At 55.9% G+C, this 15,558-nt stretch carries 16 protein-coding genes; 12 read left to right on the top strand and 4 right to left on the bottom strand.

The genetic code is table 11. From position 1 onward, the window contains the following. The first annotated feature begins 36 nt into the window (after window positions 1-36). From rpsF to dnaB, 5 genes are all read left to right on the top strand, one after another. Complete coding sequence (rpsF, locus tag AMM41_RS11835) at window positions 37-402, top strand: 30S ribosomal protein S6 (protein WP_089958179.1); 366 nt, start codon at window positions 37-39, stop codon at window positions 400-402. A 17-nt stretch (window positions 403-419) separates the two neighbouring features. After that, the gene (priB, locus tag AMM41_RS11830) at window positions 420-707 is read left to right on the top strand and encodes a primosomal replication protein N (RefSeq protein ID WP_089958176.1); all 288 of its coding nucleotides are present in this window, start codon (window positions 420-422) and stop codon (window positions 705-707) included. A gap of 14 nt (window positions 708-721) precedes the next feature. Then, on the top strand, window positions 722-1,003 hold the full coding sequence (rpsR, locus tag AMM41_RS11825) for a 30S ribosomal protein S18 (protein WP_019427495.1): 282 nt from the start codon (window positions 722-724) through the stop codon (window positions 1,001-1,003). Window positions 1,004-1,014: 11 nt separating this feature from the next. Beyond that, window positions 1,015-1,467: a 50S ribosomal protein L9 gene (rplI, locus tag AMM41_RS11820; RefSeq protein ID WP_089958172.1), complete on the top strand. Its 453-nt coding sequence runs from the start codon at window positions 1,015-1,017 to the stop codon at window positions 1,465-1,467. Window positions 1,468-1,649: 182 nt separating this feature from the next. Continuing rightward, window positions 1,650-3,068, top strand: a complete 1,419-nt coding sequence (gene dnaB, locus AMM41_RS11815; protein ID WP_089958169.1) for a replicative DNA helicase — start codon at window positions 1,650-1,652, stop codon at window positions 3,066-3,068. Between the two features lie 29 nt (window positions 3,069-3,097). Here dnaB and AMM41_RS11810 read toward each other — a convergent pair whose 3' ends face one another. From AMM41_RS11810 to AMM41_RS11800, 3 genes are all read right to left on the bottom strand, one after another. Further along, window positions 3,098-4,840: a PhoH family protein gene (locus AMM41_RS11810; protein WP_089958582.1), complete on the bottom strand. Its 1,743-nt coding sequence runs from the start codon at window positions 4,838-4,840 to the stop codon at window positions 3,098-3,100. Between the two features lie 149 nt (window positions 4,841-4,989). Further along, window positions 4,990-5,475: a peroxiredoxin gene (locus AMM41_RS11805; RefSeq protein ID WP_089958165.1), complete on the bottom strand. Its 486-nt coding sequence runs from the start codon at window positions 5,473-5,475 to the stop codon at window positions 4,990-4,992. Window positions 5,476-5,634: 159 nt separating this feature from the next. Next, on the bottom strand, window positions 5,635-6,012 hold the full coding sequence (locus AMM41_RS11800) for an Mth938-like domain-containing protein (protein WP_089958162.1): 378 nt from the start codon (window positions 6,010-6,012) through the stop codon (window positions 5,635-5,637). 135 nt (window positions 6,013-6,147) lie between these two features. On the opposite strand from AMM41_RS11800, the gene AMM41_RS11795 reads away from it, so the two are divergent. Genes AMM41_RS11795 through AMM41_RS11770 form a run of 6 tightly spaced genes read left to right on the top strand, consistent with a single transcriptional unit; the run spans window position 6,148 to window position 12,217 of the window. Then, a complete protein-coding gene (locus tag AMM41_RS11795; protein ID WP_089958158.1) occupies window positions 6,148-7,389 on the top strand; it encodes a pyridoxal phosphate-dependent aminotransferase in 1,242 nt (413 codons plus the stop codon). Between the two features lie 51 nt (window positions 7,390-7,440). Next, entirely contained in the window at window positions 7,441-8,763 is a 1,323-nt protein-coding gene (locus AMM41_RS11790) for a homoserine dehydrogenase (RefSeq protein WP_089958154.1), read from the top strand. Continuing rightward, a complete protein-coding gene (thrC, locus tag AMM41_RS11785) occupies window positions 8,763-10,208 on the top strand; it encodes a threonine synthase (RefSeq protein ID WP_089958151.1) in 1,446 nt (481 codons plus the stop codon). Before AMM41_RS11790 ends, thrC begins: the two co-directional genes overlap by 1 nt. 5 nt (window positions 10,209-10,213) lie before the next feature. Then, complete coding sequence (gene glp / locus AMM41_RS11780; RefSeq protein ID WP_089958147.1) at window positions 10,214-11,473, top strand: molybdopterin molybdotransferase MoeA; 1,260 nt, start codon at window positions 10,214-10,216, stop codon at window positions 11,471-11,473. Continuing rightward, the gene (gene moaD, locus AMM41_RS11775) at window positions 11,470-11,721 is read left to right on the top strand and encodes a molybdopterin converting factor subunit 1 (RefSeq protein ID WP_089958143.1); all 252 of its coding nucleotides are present in this window, start codon (window positions 11,470-11,472) and stop codon (window positions 11,719-11,721) included. Before glp ends, moaD begins: the two co-directional genes overlap by 4 nt. Before the next feature lie 4 nt (window positions 11,722-11,725). Next, window positions 11,726-12,217 (top strand): molybdenum cofactor biosynthesis protein MoaE, encoded by a 492-nt coding sequence (locus AMM41_RS11770; protein ID WP_089958139.1) that lies wholly within the window; start codon window positions 11,726-11,728, stop codon window positions 12,215-12,217. Between the two features lie 10 nt (window positions 12,218-12,227). Here the strand turns inward: AMM41_RS11770 and AMM41_RS11765 are convergent, their stop codons facing one another. Continuing rightward, window positions 12,228-12,776, bottom strand: coding sequence for a hypothetical protein (locus tag AMM41_RS11765; protein WP_089958135.1), 549 nt, complete (start codon window positions 12,774-12,776; stop codon window positions 12,228-12,230). Between the two features lie 87 nt (window positions 12,777-12,863). On the opposite strand from AMM41_RS11765, the gene clpB reads away from it, so the two are divergent. After that, entirely contained in the window at window positions 12,864-15,476 is a 2,613-nt protein-coding gene (gene clpB / locus AMM41_RS11760; RefSeq protein WP_089958130.1) for an ATP-dependent chaperone ClpB, read from the top strand. The last annotated feature ends 82 nt before the right edge of the window (window positions 15,477-15,558 follow it).

Genomic DNA, 15,558 nt, shown 5'->3' with positions numbered 1-15,558 from the left:
TTTTCCAACCTTTTGGGTTAACCGCAAGGAGTCTCAATGCGTCATTACGAAATCATTTTGCTGATCCATCCCGATCAGTCCGAACAAGTTCCAGCCATGCTGGAGCGTTACAAAGGCATGATCGTTGCCGGTGGTGGTGCGATCCACCGCGTTGAAGACTGGGGTCGCCGTCAATTGGCGTACCAGATCAACAAGCTGGGCAAAGCACATTACCTTTGCGTGAACATTGAAGCCGACCAAGCTGTGATGGCTGAACTCGAACACGCCTTTAAGTTCAACGATGCCGTGCTGCGTCACCTGACCGTTCTGAAGAAAAAAGCCGATACCGGTCCTTCATCCATGATGAAGACCGTCGAGCGCGAAGAAGCCCGCAAGTCACAACAAGCCGAATTCGCTGCTTGACACGTGCTTGTTGAGGAGTGAACCGTACCGAACTGACCGCCTGTATTGCCGAGCAAGCCGCTTTGCGATACACCCCCGCCGGATTGCCTGCTTTGGACTTGATTCTGGAGCATGCCTCTGAAATTCAAGAGGCAGGGCAAATGCGCAAAATCCAGTTAAAACTTCGTGCCTTGGCCTTCGGGTCACTCGCTGAAAGACTGGTCAAGCAATCGGTAGGCAGTGTTTGGTCGTTTAAAGGCTTTTTGGCCACCCCTCGACAAGGCAAAAGTGTCGTGTTGCACATTCAAGAGTTTCAGCAAGATTAATTTCAGGAGGCCCCATGGCCACGTTCAAAAAATTCAACAAAGACAAGCGCCCCAAGCGCAACACCCAGTCACTGCTGTTCAAGCGCAAGCGCTTTTGCCGCTTCACAGTGACCGGTGTCGAAGAAATCGACTACAAAGATGTGGACACTTTGCGTGACTTCATCGCCGAAAACGGCAAGATCATTCCCGCACGTTTGACTGGCACCCGTGCCATTTTCCAGCGTCAACTCAACACAGCCATCAAGCGTGCACGCTTCTTGGCCATGTTGCCCTACACCGACCAGCACAAAGTCTAAGGAGTCCAACCATGCAAATCATTCTGCTCGAAAAGGTTGTGAACCTGGGTAATCTGGGCGATATCGTCAAAGTCAAAGACGGCTACGCTCGCAACTTTCTGATCCCTCAGGGTCGTGCTCGTCGTGCCACCGAAGCCAACAAGGCCGAGTTCGAAGCACGCCGTGTTGAACTTGAAAAAGCCGCAGCTGCCAAATTGGCCGATGCACAAGCCCAAGGCGAAAAACTCGCTGGCTTGGTCATCAAGTTGTCTCAAAAAGCGGGTGTGGATGGCCGTTTGTTTGGTTCCGTGACCAACAACGACATCGCCGATGCGCTGAACAAGCAAGGCTACAAACTGCTCAAGTCGCAGATTCGTATGCCCATGGGCCCGATCAAAACCGTCAGCGAATCTTCTGTTGCTGTGGCTTTGCACACCGATGTGGTGGTTGATGTGACAGTGTCCGTGCTCGGCGAAACTGCCTGATCACTGCAACGTTCTGAGAAAGCCGCCTGGCCTTGTGCTTGGCGGCTTTTTTGTTGGAGTTTGATGCCGCCCGGATTGACTTTTATTGTGTGGGTCACCGAATAATCAAAGTCTAGCTGTCGCTTTATTTCGATCAATTTCCTACTTTCACCTCTACCATGGCCTTTTAAAGCCATTCATCCATGTCCGCTGCATTTTCCCCACCTCTGAACACTTTCCCTGCTGATCTGTCCACGGACAGCCAAGTGGCCAAGTTGCGTGTGCCGCCTCATTCCATTGAGGCCGAGTCAAGTGTTTTGGGTGGACTTTTGCTGGACAACAGTGCTTGGGATCGAGTGGGTGATTTGCTGGTTGACAATGACTTTTACCGCCACGAGCACAAATTGATTTACGCAGCGATTGGTGCATTGATCAATGCATCTAAACCTGCAGACGTGATCACCGTCAACGAACAGTTGCAAAATTTGGGCAAGGCCGAGGAAATGGGGGGCTTGGGCTACCTCAACTCACTTGCCCAATACGTGCCCAGCGCCAGCAACATTCGCCGTTATGCGGAGATTGTTCGGGAACGTTCCATCTTGCGAAAACTGGTGACGGCCAGTGACGAAATTGCCACCAACGCGTTCAACCCGCAAGGCAAAGCGATTGATCGCATACTCGACGAAGCCGAGCAAAAAATCTTCAACATCGGTGAAGAAGGCTCTCGCATGAAGCAGGGCTTCCAGTCGATGGACACGCTGGTGGTGGAGTTGCTCGACCGGGTGCAGGAGATGGCCAACAACCCGAATGAAGTCACGGGTGTCCCCACTGGGTTTTACGATTTAGACCGCATGACTTCGGGTTTGCAGGCAGGAGACATGGTGGTTTTGGCCGCACGTCCATCCATGGGTAAAACGGCTTTTGCCATCAACATCGCTGAACATGTGGCCTTGAACGAAGGTTTGCCCGTGGCGGTTTTCTCAATGGAAATGGGGGCGTCTCAATTGGCCGTGCGTGTGGTGGGCTCGATTGGGCGCATTGACCAAGGCCATTTGCGCACAGGCAAGCTGACCGACGATGAATGGCCTCGTTTGACTGAAGCCATCGAAAAATTGCGCACTGTGTCTTTGCACATTGACGAAACACCCGGTTTGACGCCTTCTGAGTTGCGTGCCAATGCCCGTCGTCTGTCGCGTCAATGCGGCAAGCTCGGATTGATCGTGGTGGACTACTTGCAACTCATGAGCGGTTCAGGTGGTTCGGGCGGCGACAACCGCGCCACAGAATTGGGCGAAATTTCTCGGGGCCTGAAAATGTTGGCCAAGGAATTGCAATGCCCAGTGATTGCGTTGTCACAGCTCAACCGAAGCGTGGAACAGCGCACCGACAAACGACCCATGATGAGCGATTTGCGTGAGTCAGGCGCCATCGAGCAGGATGCCGACATCATCATGTTCATCTACCGTGACGATTATTACAACAAAGACTCCAAAGACCCTGGGGTGGCTGAAATCATCATTGGCAAGCAGCGAAATGGCCCCACAGGCACGGTCCGATTGACCTTCCTGAAGAACCTGACACGCTTTGAAAGCCTGGCCTCGGGTCTGAGTGACGATTACTGAGACCCGAGCAAGTCCATGCCCGAGAGTGCTTAAAGCGCGTCACTGGCAAAGTCGGCCAAGCGAGAACGTTCGCCTCGTGCCAAGGTGATGTGTCCCCCATGGGCCCAACCCTTGAAGCGGTCGACCGCATAGGTTAAGCCCGAGGAGCCTTCCGTCAAATAAGGTGTGTCGATTTGGGCCAAGTTGCCCATGCAAATGATTTTGGTTCCAGGGCCAGCACGGGTGATCAGGGTTTTCATTTGCTTGGGTGTGAGGTTTTGAGCCTCATCAATGATCACGTACTTGTTCATGAAAGTGCGTCCGCGCATGAAGTTCATGCTTTTGATCTTGATGCGGCTTTTGATGAGCTCGTTGGTGGCCGCACGTCCCCATTCGCCTGAATTGCCACCATCACCTTTGGCCAAAAACTCCAAGTTGTCGTCAAGTGCACCCATCCACGGCCCCATTTTTTCTTCCTCAGTGCCTGGCAAAAATCCAATGTCTTCACCCACACTCACAGTGGCTCGGGTCATGATGATTTCGGTGTATCGGCGGTCATCTAACACTTGGGTCAGGCCAGCGGCCAGTGCCATCAATGTTTTGCCCGTTCCAGCCGTGCCCGCCAGGGTCACAAAATCAATGTCCGGATCGGTGAGCAAGTTGACAGCGAAATTTTGTTCGCGGTTGCGAGCGGTCACGCCCCAAATGGCATTTTTTTGATGACCAAAGTCTTTTAATGTACGCAAAACCGCAGTTTTGCCCCGTATTTCTGAAACCCGAGCATAGAGGCTGGGCTCACCGGGCGCTTCGAAATAGACGAATTGGTTGATGAACAGGTTGGGCACAATAGGCCCTGTAATTCGGTAATAGGTGTGTGTGCCTTGTTGCCAGCTTTCCACTGTTTTGCCATTTTTAACCCAAAAATCAGCTGGTAAAGCCAGCGAACCCGGGTAAAGCAAATCGCCGTCTTCCAAAGTCTTGTCGTTTTGGTAGTCCTCGGCTTGCAGGCCCAAGGCTCGCGCTTTCACGCGCATGTTGATGTCTTTGGACACCAACACGACTTCACGCGGTGCATGGAGTTGCCCCAGCGCTTTGACCACGCCCAAAATTTGGTTATCGGCCTTGCCTTGGGGTAAGGCCAGAGGCAGGCTCAAGTCGAGGGCTTGGGTTTGGAAAAACAACTGACCCGTGGCATCTGTGTGGCCCGTGGCATTCAAGGCCGAGCCTTTGCTCAAGTCTTCTCCTTGACCTGATGCCAAGGCATCCAGCGAGCGGCTGGCTTGCCGCGCATTGCGAGCGACTTCGGTCATGCCTTTTTTGTGCCCATCCAGCTCTTCCAGCACGATCATGGGCAGGAAAACATCGTGTTCTTCAAAACGGAACAGACTCATGGGGTCATGCATCAGCACGTTGGTGTCCAGCACAAACAATTTGCTTGGACCTGACTTGCGTTTAGCGCGGGGTGCAGCCGCCTGAGCAGGCGGTGTCTTGGCCGTGGGTGCAGCTGCCGTGGCGAGCTGAGGCGCTGGATCCGACGGGGCGGCCACCGCACTGGACTTGCGAGCGCGGGTGCTTCGTTTTGTCTCAGTGACCAAAGGGGCGCTGGCCGCAATCTTTTTGGTTGCTGCAGGTGCCGGGATACTTGAAGCAACTTCTGGCATAGCAGCCAATGGCGCTTGGGTCTCGATTTGAATCAAGGCTGTGCCTGGGCTGTCATCGTCGGAGGCGACCGAAGTGAAGGCGGCATGGGTCAAGCGGCTGGCGCGTTGTTTGGGGGCGGGTGGCAGTGGCATGTGCATTGACCTCGTCGGGAAAAGAACAGACAACAAAATAAAAAGCCGCCAGGAAATCCGGGCGGCTTTTCAATCGGGTCACAAGGGGCTGAATTCCAGCGTCATGAATTCATTATGCACGAGCCTTGTGTCACTCAATCAAGAAGGGTTCAAGCGACCACAGCGGCTTTTTTCAAGTCTTTGACCGCTTGCAAAACTTCTTCAACATGGCCCGGGACTTTGAGGCCGCGCCACTCTTGTTTCAAGGTGCCATCTGGCCCGATCAAGAAGGTGCTTCGCTCAATGCCTTTGACTTTTTTGCCGTACATGATTTTGTTTTTGACAACACCAAACATGTGGCACATTTTTTCTTCGGTGTCTGCGATCAACTCAAACGGCAATTCCAGCTTGGATTTGAAGTCGTCATGCGACTTCATGTTGTCTCGGGAAACACCCAAAACCAAGGCACCCGCTTTGACAAAATCCTTGTATTTGTCGCGAAATTGCATGGCTTCTGTGGTGCATCCTGGGGTATTGTCTTTGGGGTAGAAAAACAAAACAACGGTTTGACCGATGTGAGAGATGTTCGAAACTTTCAAGCCGGAGGTGGCGTTGGCTTCAAATTCGGGGAGGAGTTTGTTCAGAACGATCGCCATAAAACTTTGATCTCGCTTGACTGGTTGAGCGATGTGCACCTGGGTTGGTGTCAGCTTCGCTAAAGGCCTGTGGCCTCGACAACCCGCTATTTTACTCTGAACGCTTATCCATCTTGGCCAGTCCACCCGGGGATCAGTGGGCTATTGGAAATGGATGCTTTAGCGCTCCAATAAAAGAAGCGCCACCACTTTTCGACCTTCACTGGCCAAGATGTTGTAGGTGCGGCAAGCCGCTGCTGTGTCCATGGTCTCTAGGCCAATGCCTTGTTTCATGAGGGATGCCAGCCATGCAGGTTGCGGGAAGCGCAGGCGATGACCACTGCCAAAGATCACCAATTCGGCACCGCTTTGGGTCAGCCATTCAAAATTCTGCGCCTTGAGGTCCTCGAAGCGTGCGACCGGCCAAGCTTCAGGGCTTGCGCCCGGAAGACTGCTGACCTGAAGAGAATGGGTGAATTTTTGACTATTGACCTCCAACCACCCGGGACCGTAGGCGTTGATGGTGAGGCTGTTGGATTTGTCCGGTTGAAGTTTCATGCGGTTGTTGGTGAGGTGCAGAGCCAGTTGCCTCGAACAATGGAGATGCTGCTCAGGACGTTTTGGGTCGAAGTGGTCTTGAAATGTGGTCAAATTATAGGTTTTCTCCCTATTGCAAGTCCTTTTGGAGGCACTTTGAAGCCCATTCAGAAATCAGCCAAGCTCGCCAACGTTTGTTATGACATTCGCGGTCCCATCATGGACCGAGCCCGTCAAATGGAAGAAGACGGCCACAAGATCATCAAACTGAACATCGGCAACCTGGCGGTTTTTGGTTTTGATGCGCCCGAAGAGATTCAGCAGGACATGATCCGCAACTTGCCCAACTCGGCAGGTTACTCGGACAGCAAAGGCATTTTTGCGGCTCGCAAGGCCGTGATGCACGAGACCCAAAAGCAAGGCATTTTGGGCGTCACGCTGGACGACATTTACTTGGGCAACGGGGCCAGCGAATTGATCGTGATGGCCACCAACGGCTTGCTCGACGATGGCGACGAGTTGCTCTTGCCCTCACCCGATTACCCTTTGTGGACGGCCGCGGCCAGTTTGTCGGGCGGCACGCCCGTGCATTACCGCTGCGATGAAGCCAATGGCTGGATGCCCGATTTGGCCGACATCCGTGCCAAGGTCACACCGCGGACCAAGGGCATTGTGGTCATCAACCCCAACAACCCCACGGGGGCTTTGTATGCCGACGAATTGCTGTTGGGCATTGTGGCCATCGCCCGTGAATACGGCCTGGTGATTTTTGCTGACGAGGTGTACGACAAGGTTTTGTACGATTGCGTCAAGCACACGCCTTTGGGCAGTTTGTCGCAAGACGTTCTGACCCTGACCTTCAACTCCTTGTCCAAAAGTTACCGCTCGTGCGGTTACCGGGCGGGCTGGATGGTGATTTCGGGTGACAAGAAAAGAGCCCGTGATTACATCGAGGGCCTGAACATGCTCTCCAACATGCGTTTGTGCGCCAACGTACCGGGCCAGTGGGCCATCCAGACAGCCTTGGGTGGACATCAGAGCATCAATGAACTGGTAGGCGAGGGCGGTCGTCTGCGCAAGCAACGTGACCTGGCGCACCAACTGATCACCGCCATACCTGGCGTCAGCTGTGTCAAGCCCCGTGCGGCTTTGTACATGTTCCCCAAACTCGATCCGAAAATCTATCCGGTGCAGGACGACCAGGACTTTTTCTTGCAACTGCTGGAAGAAACCAAGGTCATGCTGGTTCAGGGCACGGGCTTCAACTGGCCCGATGCCGACCATTTCCGGATCGTATTTTTGCCGCATGAAGACGACCTGCGCGAAGCCATTGGCCGCGTGGCGCGGTTCCTCGAAAGCGCTCGCAAGCGTTTTGGCACCGACAAATTGGTGGCCTGATTTTTTCAAGAAATGCCTGGCTTGGCTGGGCGCAACGTTAAAGAGAAGTGAATGAAACCGATCAAAGTGGGCCTGTTGGGCATTGGGACTGTTGGCAGTGGCACCTTCAACGTGCTCCAGCGCAACCAGCAAGAAATTCAGCGCCGTGCCGGCCGTGGCATTGAAATCGCCATGGTGGCCGATCTGGATGTGGCGCGTGCTCAGGCCCTGGTGGGTGAGGGCGTTCAGGTGGTGGCCGATGCCCGTGCCGTGATTGCCAACCCCGAGATCGACATCGTGATCGAGCTGATTGGCGGCTACGGCATTGCCAAAGCCCTGGTCATGGAAGCCATTGCCGCAGGCAAACATGTGGTCACGGCCAACAAGGCCTTGCTGGCCGTGCACGGCACCGAGATTTTTGCGGCGGCCCAGGCCAAAGGCGTGATGGTGGCGTTTGAAGCCGCCGTGGCAGGCGGCATCCCGATCATCAAAGCGCTGCGCGAGGGCTTGACCGCCAACAGCATCCAGTGGGTGGCCGGCATCATCAACGGCACGACCAACTTCATCCTCTCCGAGATGCGCGACAAGGGCTTGGACTTTGGCGTGGTGCTCAAGGAAGCCCAGCGCCTGGGTTATGCCGAAGCTGATCCGACCTTTGACATCGAGGGCGTGGACGCCGCGCACAAAGTGACTCTGATGAGTGCGATCGCGTTTGGCATTCCGGTGCAGTTTGACAAAGCCTATGTCGAAGGCATCACCAAGCTGGGCGCGGCCGACATCAAATACGCCGAGCAATTGGGCTACCGAATCAAGCTCTTGGGCATCACCAAACGCACCGCGCAAGGCATTGAGTTGCGCGTGCACCCCAGCCTGGTGCCTACACAACGGCTGATCGCCAATGTTGAAGGTGCTATGAACGCCGTCATGGTGCAGGGTGACGCCGTGGGCACCACCTTGTATTACGGCAAAGGCGCAGGCTCCGAGCCCACCGCCAGCGCGGTGATTGCCGACTTGGTGGACATCACCCGTTTGCACACCGCCGACCCCCTCAACCGCGTGCCGCACCTGGCTTTCCAGCCGGGGGCGATGAGCGATTTGAGTGTTTTGCCCATGTCCGAAGTCGTGACCAGTTATTACCTGCGTTTGCGCGTGGCCGACCAAGCGGGCGTGCTGGCCAAGCTGACCGGTTTGCTGGCCGAAGCGGGTATCAGCATCGACGCCGTCTTGCAGCGCGAGGCCGATCAGGTCAGCCAAGCAGGTGAAAACCAGACCGACGTGATCATCCTGACCCACGACACCCGCGAAGGCACCTTGAATGATGTGCTGGCCCAAATGCAGGCCTTGCCCACCGTCATGGCGCCCATCGTGCGCATTCGCAAGGAAGAGTTGAACTGATGCGTTACCTGTCGACCCGCGGCCACGCCGACCGCAAACAATTTTGTGAAATCCTGCTCGAAGGGCTGGCACCGGACGGCGGCTTGTACCTGCCTGAAAGCTACCCCCAGCTGGATGCCGACAAGCTCCAGGCGTTGCGTCAGGTCTGGCAAAGCCGTGGCTATGCAGCTCTGGCGTTTGAAGTGCTGTCGCTCTACATCGACGACATTCCTGCCGCCGACCTGAAAGCGCTGTGCGAGAAAACCTACACCGAAGCGGTGTTTGGCACCCCGCAGATCGTTCCGCTCAAGCCCTTGCAGGCCGCAGGTTCGCCCCAGCCAGAGTTGTATTTGGAAGCCTTGTCCAATGGCCCCACCTTGGCCTTCAAGGACATGGCCATGCAGTTGCTGGGCAACTTGTTCGAGTACGAACTGGCCCGTCGGGGCGAAGAGCTGAATATTTTGGGCGCGACATCCGGCGACACCGGCAGCGCGGCCGAATACGCCATGCGTGGCAAGGCCGGTGTGCGTGTGTTCATGACCAGCCCCAATGGCCGCATGAGTCCGTTCCAGCAAGCGCAGATGTTCAGCCTGCTCGACGAGAACATCCACAACATCGCCATCGACGGCGTGTTCGACGACTGCCAGGACATCGTCAAAGCCGTCTCCAACGATCTGGATTTCAAGCGCCAATACAAAATCGGTACCGTCAACTCCATCAATTGGGCACGCTTGCTGGCCCAAGTGGTGTATTACTTTGCCGGTTACTTCCAGGCCACCCAAAGCAATGACCAGAAGGTCAGCTTCACGGTGCCCAGCGGTAATTTTGGCAACGTCTGCGCCGGTCATGTAGCCCGCATGATGGGCTTGCCGATTGACCGCTTGGTCGTGGCCACCAACGAAAATGATGTGCTCGACGAGTTTTTCCGCACCGGCATTTACCGCGTGCGTGGCACGGCCGACACGCATGAAACCTCCAGCCCCTCCATGGACATTTCCAAGGCTAGCAACTTCGAACGCTTTGTGTTCGATTTGTTGGAGCGCGATGGTGCCCAAACCAAAGCCATTTTTGGCGAAGGTTTGTCCCGCCATGGTTTCTTTGATTTGTCGGGCGACCCACGCTTTGCCCAAGCCGCCGCCACCTACGGTTTTGACAGCGGACGCAGCACCCATGGCGACCGCTTGAAGACCATTCAACAGGTGTTTGCCACCTATGGCGTGATGATCGACACCCACACCGCCGACGGCGTGAAAGTGGCCAAGGAGCATCTGGATTCGCAGGTGCCCATGATCGTGCTGGAAACCGCCTTGCCCATCAAGTTTGCCGCCACCATCGTCGAAGCCTTGGGCCGCCAGCCTGAGCGCCCAGCGCAGTTTGAAGGCATCGAAGCCTTGCCCAAACGTGTTCAGGTCATGGCGGCGGATGTCGACTTGATCAAGGCTTACATCACACAACACTGCGACTGACTTTCATGAGCACTGCCCCACGCGCCCCGTTGATGTCGCTTGACGACGCCTTGCAAGCCTTGTTGGCGCACATCCAACCCTTGACCACAGTGGAGTCTGTGGCCACGCTGGACGCCGACGGACGCATCCTGGCCCAAGACCTTGTGTCCGCCTTGCAAGTGCCCGCTTTTGACAATTCATCCATGGACGGTTATGCCGTGCGCAGTGCGGATGTGCAGCACCTGGGCAGCGAGTTGACTGTGACGCAGCGCATTGCCGCAGGCCACTTTGGTGAGGCCTTGCTGCCGGGTCAAGCCGCGCGTATTTTCACAGGCGCACCTGTGCCACCTGGGGCGGATGCGATTGTGATGCAAGAGCAAACCGAAGCCGTGCCGGGACAAGACGCCACACGGGTGCGTTTTTTGACCACCGCCGAGGCGGGGCAATGGGTGCGCCGCAGTGGCGAAGATGTTCGTGCAGGCGAGACTGTGCTGCAGCGTGGCCAAAAACTGGGGCCCGCGCAATTGGGATTGGCCGCCAGTTTGGGCCTGTCCCATCTGCAGGTTGTTGCCCGGCCCAAAGTGGCTTTGTTTTCGACCGGTGACGAGTTGGTCATGCCCGGTGATGTGGCCCCTGCCGACATGCCGCCCGGGTCCATCTACAACTCGAACCGTTTTTTCCTGCGGGCTTTGTTGCACCGATTGGGCTGCGAGGTGAGCGATTTGGGCATCGTCCCGGATCGCCGCGAGGCCACTGTCGCCGCACTGAAAACAGCCGCTGACCACCACGACTTGATTGTCACCAGCGGTGGCGTATCGGTGGGTGAGGAAGACCACGTCAAACCGGCGGTTCAATCACTCGGCGAGTTGGCGCTTTGGCAAATTGCCATGAAGCCGGGCAAGCCTTTTGCCTACGGCCATGTTCGGCGTGAGACGGCCTCGGGTGCGGCACATTTTGTAGGCTTGCCTGGCAACCCGGTGTCAAGCTTCATCACCTTTTTGCTCTTGGTGAAACCCTTGATTTTGGCGCTGCAAGGATCGGCGTCAGCGCCGCCCGTGCCGTACCGCTTGCCGGCCCACTTTGATTTGCCCAAGGCTGACAAGCGGCGTGAATTTTTGCGCGTTCGCCGCAATGCACAAGGTGGACTCGATTTGTTTCCGAACCAAAGCTCCGGCGTTTTGACCTCGGTTGTCTGGGGCGATGGCGTGGTCGATAACCCGGCGGGTCACACCATTGCCCATGGTGACTTGCTCAATTTTTGGTCCTTTTCAGAATGGCTGTCATGAAAATTCAGCTGCGTTATTTCGCCTCACTGCGTGAAACCATCGGTGTGGGCAGCGAAACCCTAGAGACTTCGGCTGCCGATGTGGCGAGCTTGCGCCAAACGCTCATTGAAAGGGGTGGCGTGTATGCTCAATGCTTGGCCCTGGGTTTGCCGGTGCGGGTGGCCGTCAACCAAATCATGGCCAGTGACGCTACACCACTGACGGCTGATTGCGAAGTGGCGTTTTTTCCACCCGTGACGGGGGGCTGATCACATGCTGACGTCCCAAGTGACCATTCAGACCGAAGACTTCGATCTGTCGCAAGAAATCATCACCCTACGTGCACAAGACTTGCGTGTAGGCGCTGTGTGCAGTTTTGTGGGCACCGTGCGCGACACCCGTGCACTCACCGGGCAGCCCGCCGACGAGGTGCAGGCCATGGAACTTGAGCATTACCCCGGCATGACCGAAAAATCGATCGAGGCCATGATCGAGCAAGCCCACCAGCGCTTTGATTTTTACGCCGCCCGCATCGTGCACCGCGTGGGTCGTTTGTTGCCCGCAGACCAAATTGTGTTGGTGGCCGTGACCTCGGCGCACCGTGGTGAGAGTTTCAAGGCCTGTGAGTTTTTGATGGATTACCTCAAAACCCAAGCGCCATTCTGGAAAAAAGAGCAAACACCTCAGGGCGCACAGTGGGTCGATGCCCGGGTGTCAGACGATGCGGCTTTGGCCCGCTGGGGCATCGCCGCAAGCAATGCCTGAGGGTCGGCGCTCAATGGCTGTAGCGAGGTGGTGAGGGTGCCAGCAATGGCGCTGCCTCAGTGGGTTTGACCACGGCCGTCAACCCCCATTGGGCTTTGTCGGCCGCCTGCTGAATCAGGTGAACCATGCCGTGCACCAAGCTCACCTGAAGGCGTAACTGACACGAACGCACTTGCTGCGGGTCGGTTTTGTCTTCGAAGCTGATTTCCATTCCACCTTTGGCCAAAATGCTCAAGTGCGCGTCGGTGATCAGCATGGGCTCACTGCCCAAAGGCAATTGTGTGGCCTGGGTCTCAAACGGGGTTGAAAAATCGGCTTTTTGTAAAAAAGCATCCCGCTTGAGTTCGCTCAAAAGTTGTTGTGATGCGCTGTCAGGCGCGGCGACACCCGGCTGCGCTGCCTCGAGTCGAGCGGCGGATTGTTCAATCGCAGGCATGAACCTTTGGGTCATGCGGCGGGTCAGCCAAAACCTGAATTCCTGACTGTCCTGGGTGTTCAGTCGCAACAACAGACGGTCTTGTCGCTCGTCGTGGAGAACGGAAAGTTGATGAATGTTCATACTTTTGATTCTAGACAAAGTGCGGTGCCCAGTCGGTCTTGAAAATGTAACTTTCAGCACAAGCTGAATGGCATTGGAGAACCACACATGCGAACTGACAAACTCACGACCAAATTTCAAGAGGCCCTGTCCGACGCCCAGTCGCTGGCCTTGGGAAAAGACCATGCCTACATCGAAGCGGTGCACGTCTTGTCCACCATGCTCAAACAAGAAGACGGCCCCAAAGCCATTTTGTTGCGAGCAGGCGTTCAGGTGCCCGCTTTGCTGCAGTCGGTGGATGCGGCCATTGCACGCCTGCCTCAGGTGACGGGGCAAGACCAAGTGCAGGTTGGCCCCGATCTGGTCAAACTTCTGCAAGCGGCAGAAAAAGAATCCATCAAGCGCGGTGATGCGTTCATTGCGGGTGAGCTGTTTTTGTTGGCTTTGACAGAAAGCAAATCTGAGGCCGGTCGCTTGGCCAAAGAGCACGGGCTCAACCGTAAAAATCTGGAAAGCGCTATCGCGGCTGTTCGTGGTGGGCAAACCGTGGGCAGTGCCGACGCCGAAGGCCAGCGCGAGGCCCTCAAAAAATACTGCATCGACCTGACTGAGCGTGCTCGCATGGGCAAGCTCGATCCGGTGATCGGCCGTGACGATGAAATCCGCCGTGCCATTCAGGTCCTGCAGCGGCGAACCAAAAATAACCCGGTTTTGATTGGTGAACCCGGCGTTGGCAAAACGGCCATTGTGGAAGGTTTGGCCCAGCGCATTGTGGCTGGGGAAGTGCCTGACTCGCTCAAGGGCAAACGCGTGCTGTCGCTGGACATGGCTGCTTTGCTTGCCGGTGCCAAGTTTCGAGGCGAGTTTGAGGAGCGCCTGAAAACCGTGCTCAGCGAACTGGCCAAAGACGAAGGACAAACCATCGTGTTCATCGACGAGTTGCACACCATGGTGGGCGCAGGCAAAGCCGAAGGCGCGATGGACGCGGGCAACATGCTCAAGCCCGCACTGGCCCGGGGTGAACTCCATTGTGTGGGCGCAACCACCTTGGACGAATACCGCAAATACATCGAAAAAGATGCGGCCCTGGAGCGTCGTTTTCAGAAAATTCTGGTCAACGAACCCACGGTGGAGGCCACCATTGCCATCTTGCGTGGTTTGCAAGAGAAGTACGAAATTCACCACGGTGTGGACATCACTGACCCGGCCATTGTGGCGGCGGCCGAGCTGAGCCACCGCTACATCACCGACCGCTTTTTGCCCGACAAGGCCATCGACTTGATCGACGAGGCAGCAGCCAAAATCAAGATCGAGATCGACTCCAAACCCGAAGTCATGGACAAGCTCGACCGCCGTTTGATCCAGTTGCAAATTGAGCGGGAGGCCGTGCGCCGGGAAAACGATGAGGCTTCGCAAAAACGCTTTGCCCTGATTGAAGAAGAAATTGTCAAACTGAAAAAGGAATCGGCCGATTTGGAAGAAATCTGGCGTGCTGAAAAATCGCAGGCCCAAGGTGGGCAGCAGGTGCGTGAAGAAATCGACCACATCAAGCAGCAAATTGAAGAGTTGACCCGTCAAGGTGATTTCAACAAAGTGGCCGAGTTGCAATATGGCAAGTTGCCTGCTCTGGAAAAAACCCTGAAAGAAGTGCAAGCCAAAGAAGCTGCCCCCGGCGAAAAACCCAGCCACCGTCTGTTGCGCACGCAAGTGGGGGCTGAAGAAATCGCCGAAGTTGTCTCCCGTGCCACGGGCATTCCGGTGTCCAAAATGATGCAAGGTGAACGAGAAAAACTGCTTCAGATGGAAGACAAACTGCACCAACGTGTGGTCGGTCAAGACGAAGCCATTGCCGCTGTGGCCAACGCCATTCGGCGCTCTCGCTCGGGTTTGTCCGATCCCAATCGTCCGACTGGCTCCTTTCTTTTCCTGGGCCCGACGGGCGTGGGCAAAACAGAGTTGTGCAAAGCATTGGCCGGCTTTTTGTTTGACAGCGAAGACCACCTGATTCGCATGGACATGAGCGAATTCATGGAAAAGCACTCGGTCGCCCGGTTGATCGGTGCGCCTCCAGGTTATGTGGGTTACGAGGAGGGCGGATACCTGACCGAGACCGTGCGTCGCAAGCCTTACAGCGTGCTGCTGCTCGACGAGGTCGAAAAAGCCCACCCGGATGTGTTCAACGTCTTGCTGCAGGTGCTCGACGATGGTCGCCTGACCGATGGCCAAGGCCGCACGGTGGACTTCAAAAACACCGTGATTGTGATGACCTCCAACTTGGGTTCACACCTCATTCAGTCCATGGTGGGCCAGCCGGTCGAAGACATCAAGGACGCGGTGTGGGACGAACTCAAAGCCCATTTCAGACCCGAGTTTCTCAACCGCATCGACGAAACTGTGGTCTTTCATGGTCTGGATGCCCAACACATCGCTGCCATCGCCCAGATTCAGTTGCAAGTCTTGCAAACTCGCCTGGCCCGCATGGATCTGACCTTGAAGGTCAGTGCAGCCGCGCTGTCTGAACTGGCCAAGGTCGGTTTTGACCCGGTCTTTGGGGCACGACCTTTGAAAAGGGCCATTCAGCAGCGCTTGGAAAATCCACTCTCCAAATTGCTGCTTGAGGGGCGTTTCCCGCCCAAGTGCACGATCGAGGTCTCGGTGGACCCGGTGCGGCATCCTGGATTGTTCGATTTCAAAGTGCTTGAGTGGTCTACCGAAGCCTGATGGCCTGACTTGGGGCGCTGTCATGCGGCCCCAAGTTTCACGGACGCGAAGACCGTTCAAACGATTCGTTAAACTGCCCACA

Origin of the sequence: Limnohabitans sp. 2KL-3, assembly GCF_001269405.1 — a bacterium.
Lineage (GTDB): Bacteria > Pseudomonadota > Gammaproteobacteria > Burkholderiales > Burkholderiaceae_C > Limnohabitans_A.
Note: the sequence above shows the minus strand (reverse complement) of the source record. Positions and strands in the feature narration are given on the sequence as shown.

Excerpts from the sequence above, each read along its gene's own strand:
- AMM41_RS11800 (WP_089958162.1), bottom strand. The coding sequence starts at position 6,012 with ATGAAACTTCAACCGGACAAATCCAACAGCCTCACCATCAACGCCTAC.
- rpsF (WP_089958179.1), top strand. The coding sequence starts at position 37 with ATGCGTCATTACGAAATCATTTTGCTGATCCATCCCGATCAGTCCGAA.
- AMM41_RS11805 (WP_089958165.1), bottom strand. The coding sequence starts at position 5,475 with ATGGCGATCGTTCTGAACAAACTCCTCCCCGAATTTGAAGCCAACGCC.
- dnaB (WP_089958169.1), top strand. The coding sequence starts at position 1,650 with ATGTCCGCTGCATTTTCCCCACCTCTGAACACTTTCCCTGCTGATCTG.
- clpB (WP_089958130.1), top strand. The coding sequence starts at position 12,864 with ATGCGAACTGACAAACTCACGACCAAATTTCAAGAGGCCCTGTCCGAC.
- AMM41_RS11765 (WP_089958135.1), bottom strand. The coding sequence starts at position 12,776 with ATGAACATTCATCAACTTTCCGTTCTCCACGACGAGCGACAAGACCGT.
- AMM41_RS11770 (WP_089958139.1), top strand. The coding sequence starts at position 11,726 with ATGCTGACGTCCCAAGTGACCATTCAGACCGAAGACTTCGATCTGTCG.
- glp (WP_089958147.1), top strand. The coding sequence starts at position 10,214 with ATGAGCACTGCCCCACGCGCCCCGTTGATGTCGCTTGACGACGCCTTG.
- moaD (WP_089958143.1), top strand. The coding sequence starts at position 11,470 with ATGAAAATTCAGCTGCGTTATTTCGCCTCACTGCGTGAAACCATCGGT.
- thrC (WP_089958151.1), top strand. The coding sequence starts at position 8,763 with ATGCGTTACCTGTCGACCCGCGGCCACGCCGACCGCAAACAATTTTGT.
- AMM41_RS11810 (WP_089958582.1), bottom strand. The coding sequence starts at position 4,840 with ATGCCACTGCCACCCGCCCCCAAACAACGCGCCAGCCGCTTGACCCAT.
- AMM41_RS11790 (WP_089958154.1), top strand. The coding sequence starts at position 7,441 with ATGAAACCGATCAAAGTGGGCCTGTTGGGCATTGGGACTGTTGGCAGT.
- rplI (WP_089958172.1), top strand. The coding sequence starts at position 1,015 with ATGCAAATCATTCTGCTCGAAAAGGTTGTGAACCTGGGTAATCTGGGC.
- rpsR (WP_019427495.1), top strand. The coding sequence starts at position 722 with ATGGCCACGTTCAAAAAATTCAACAAAGACAAGCGCCCCAAGCGCAAC.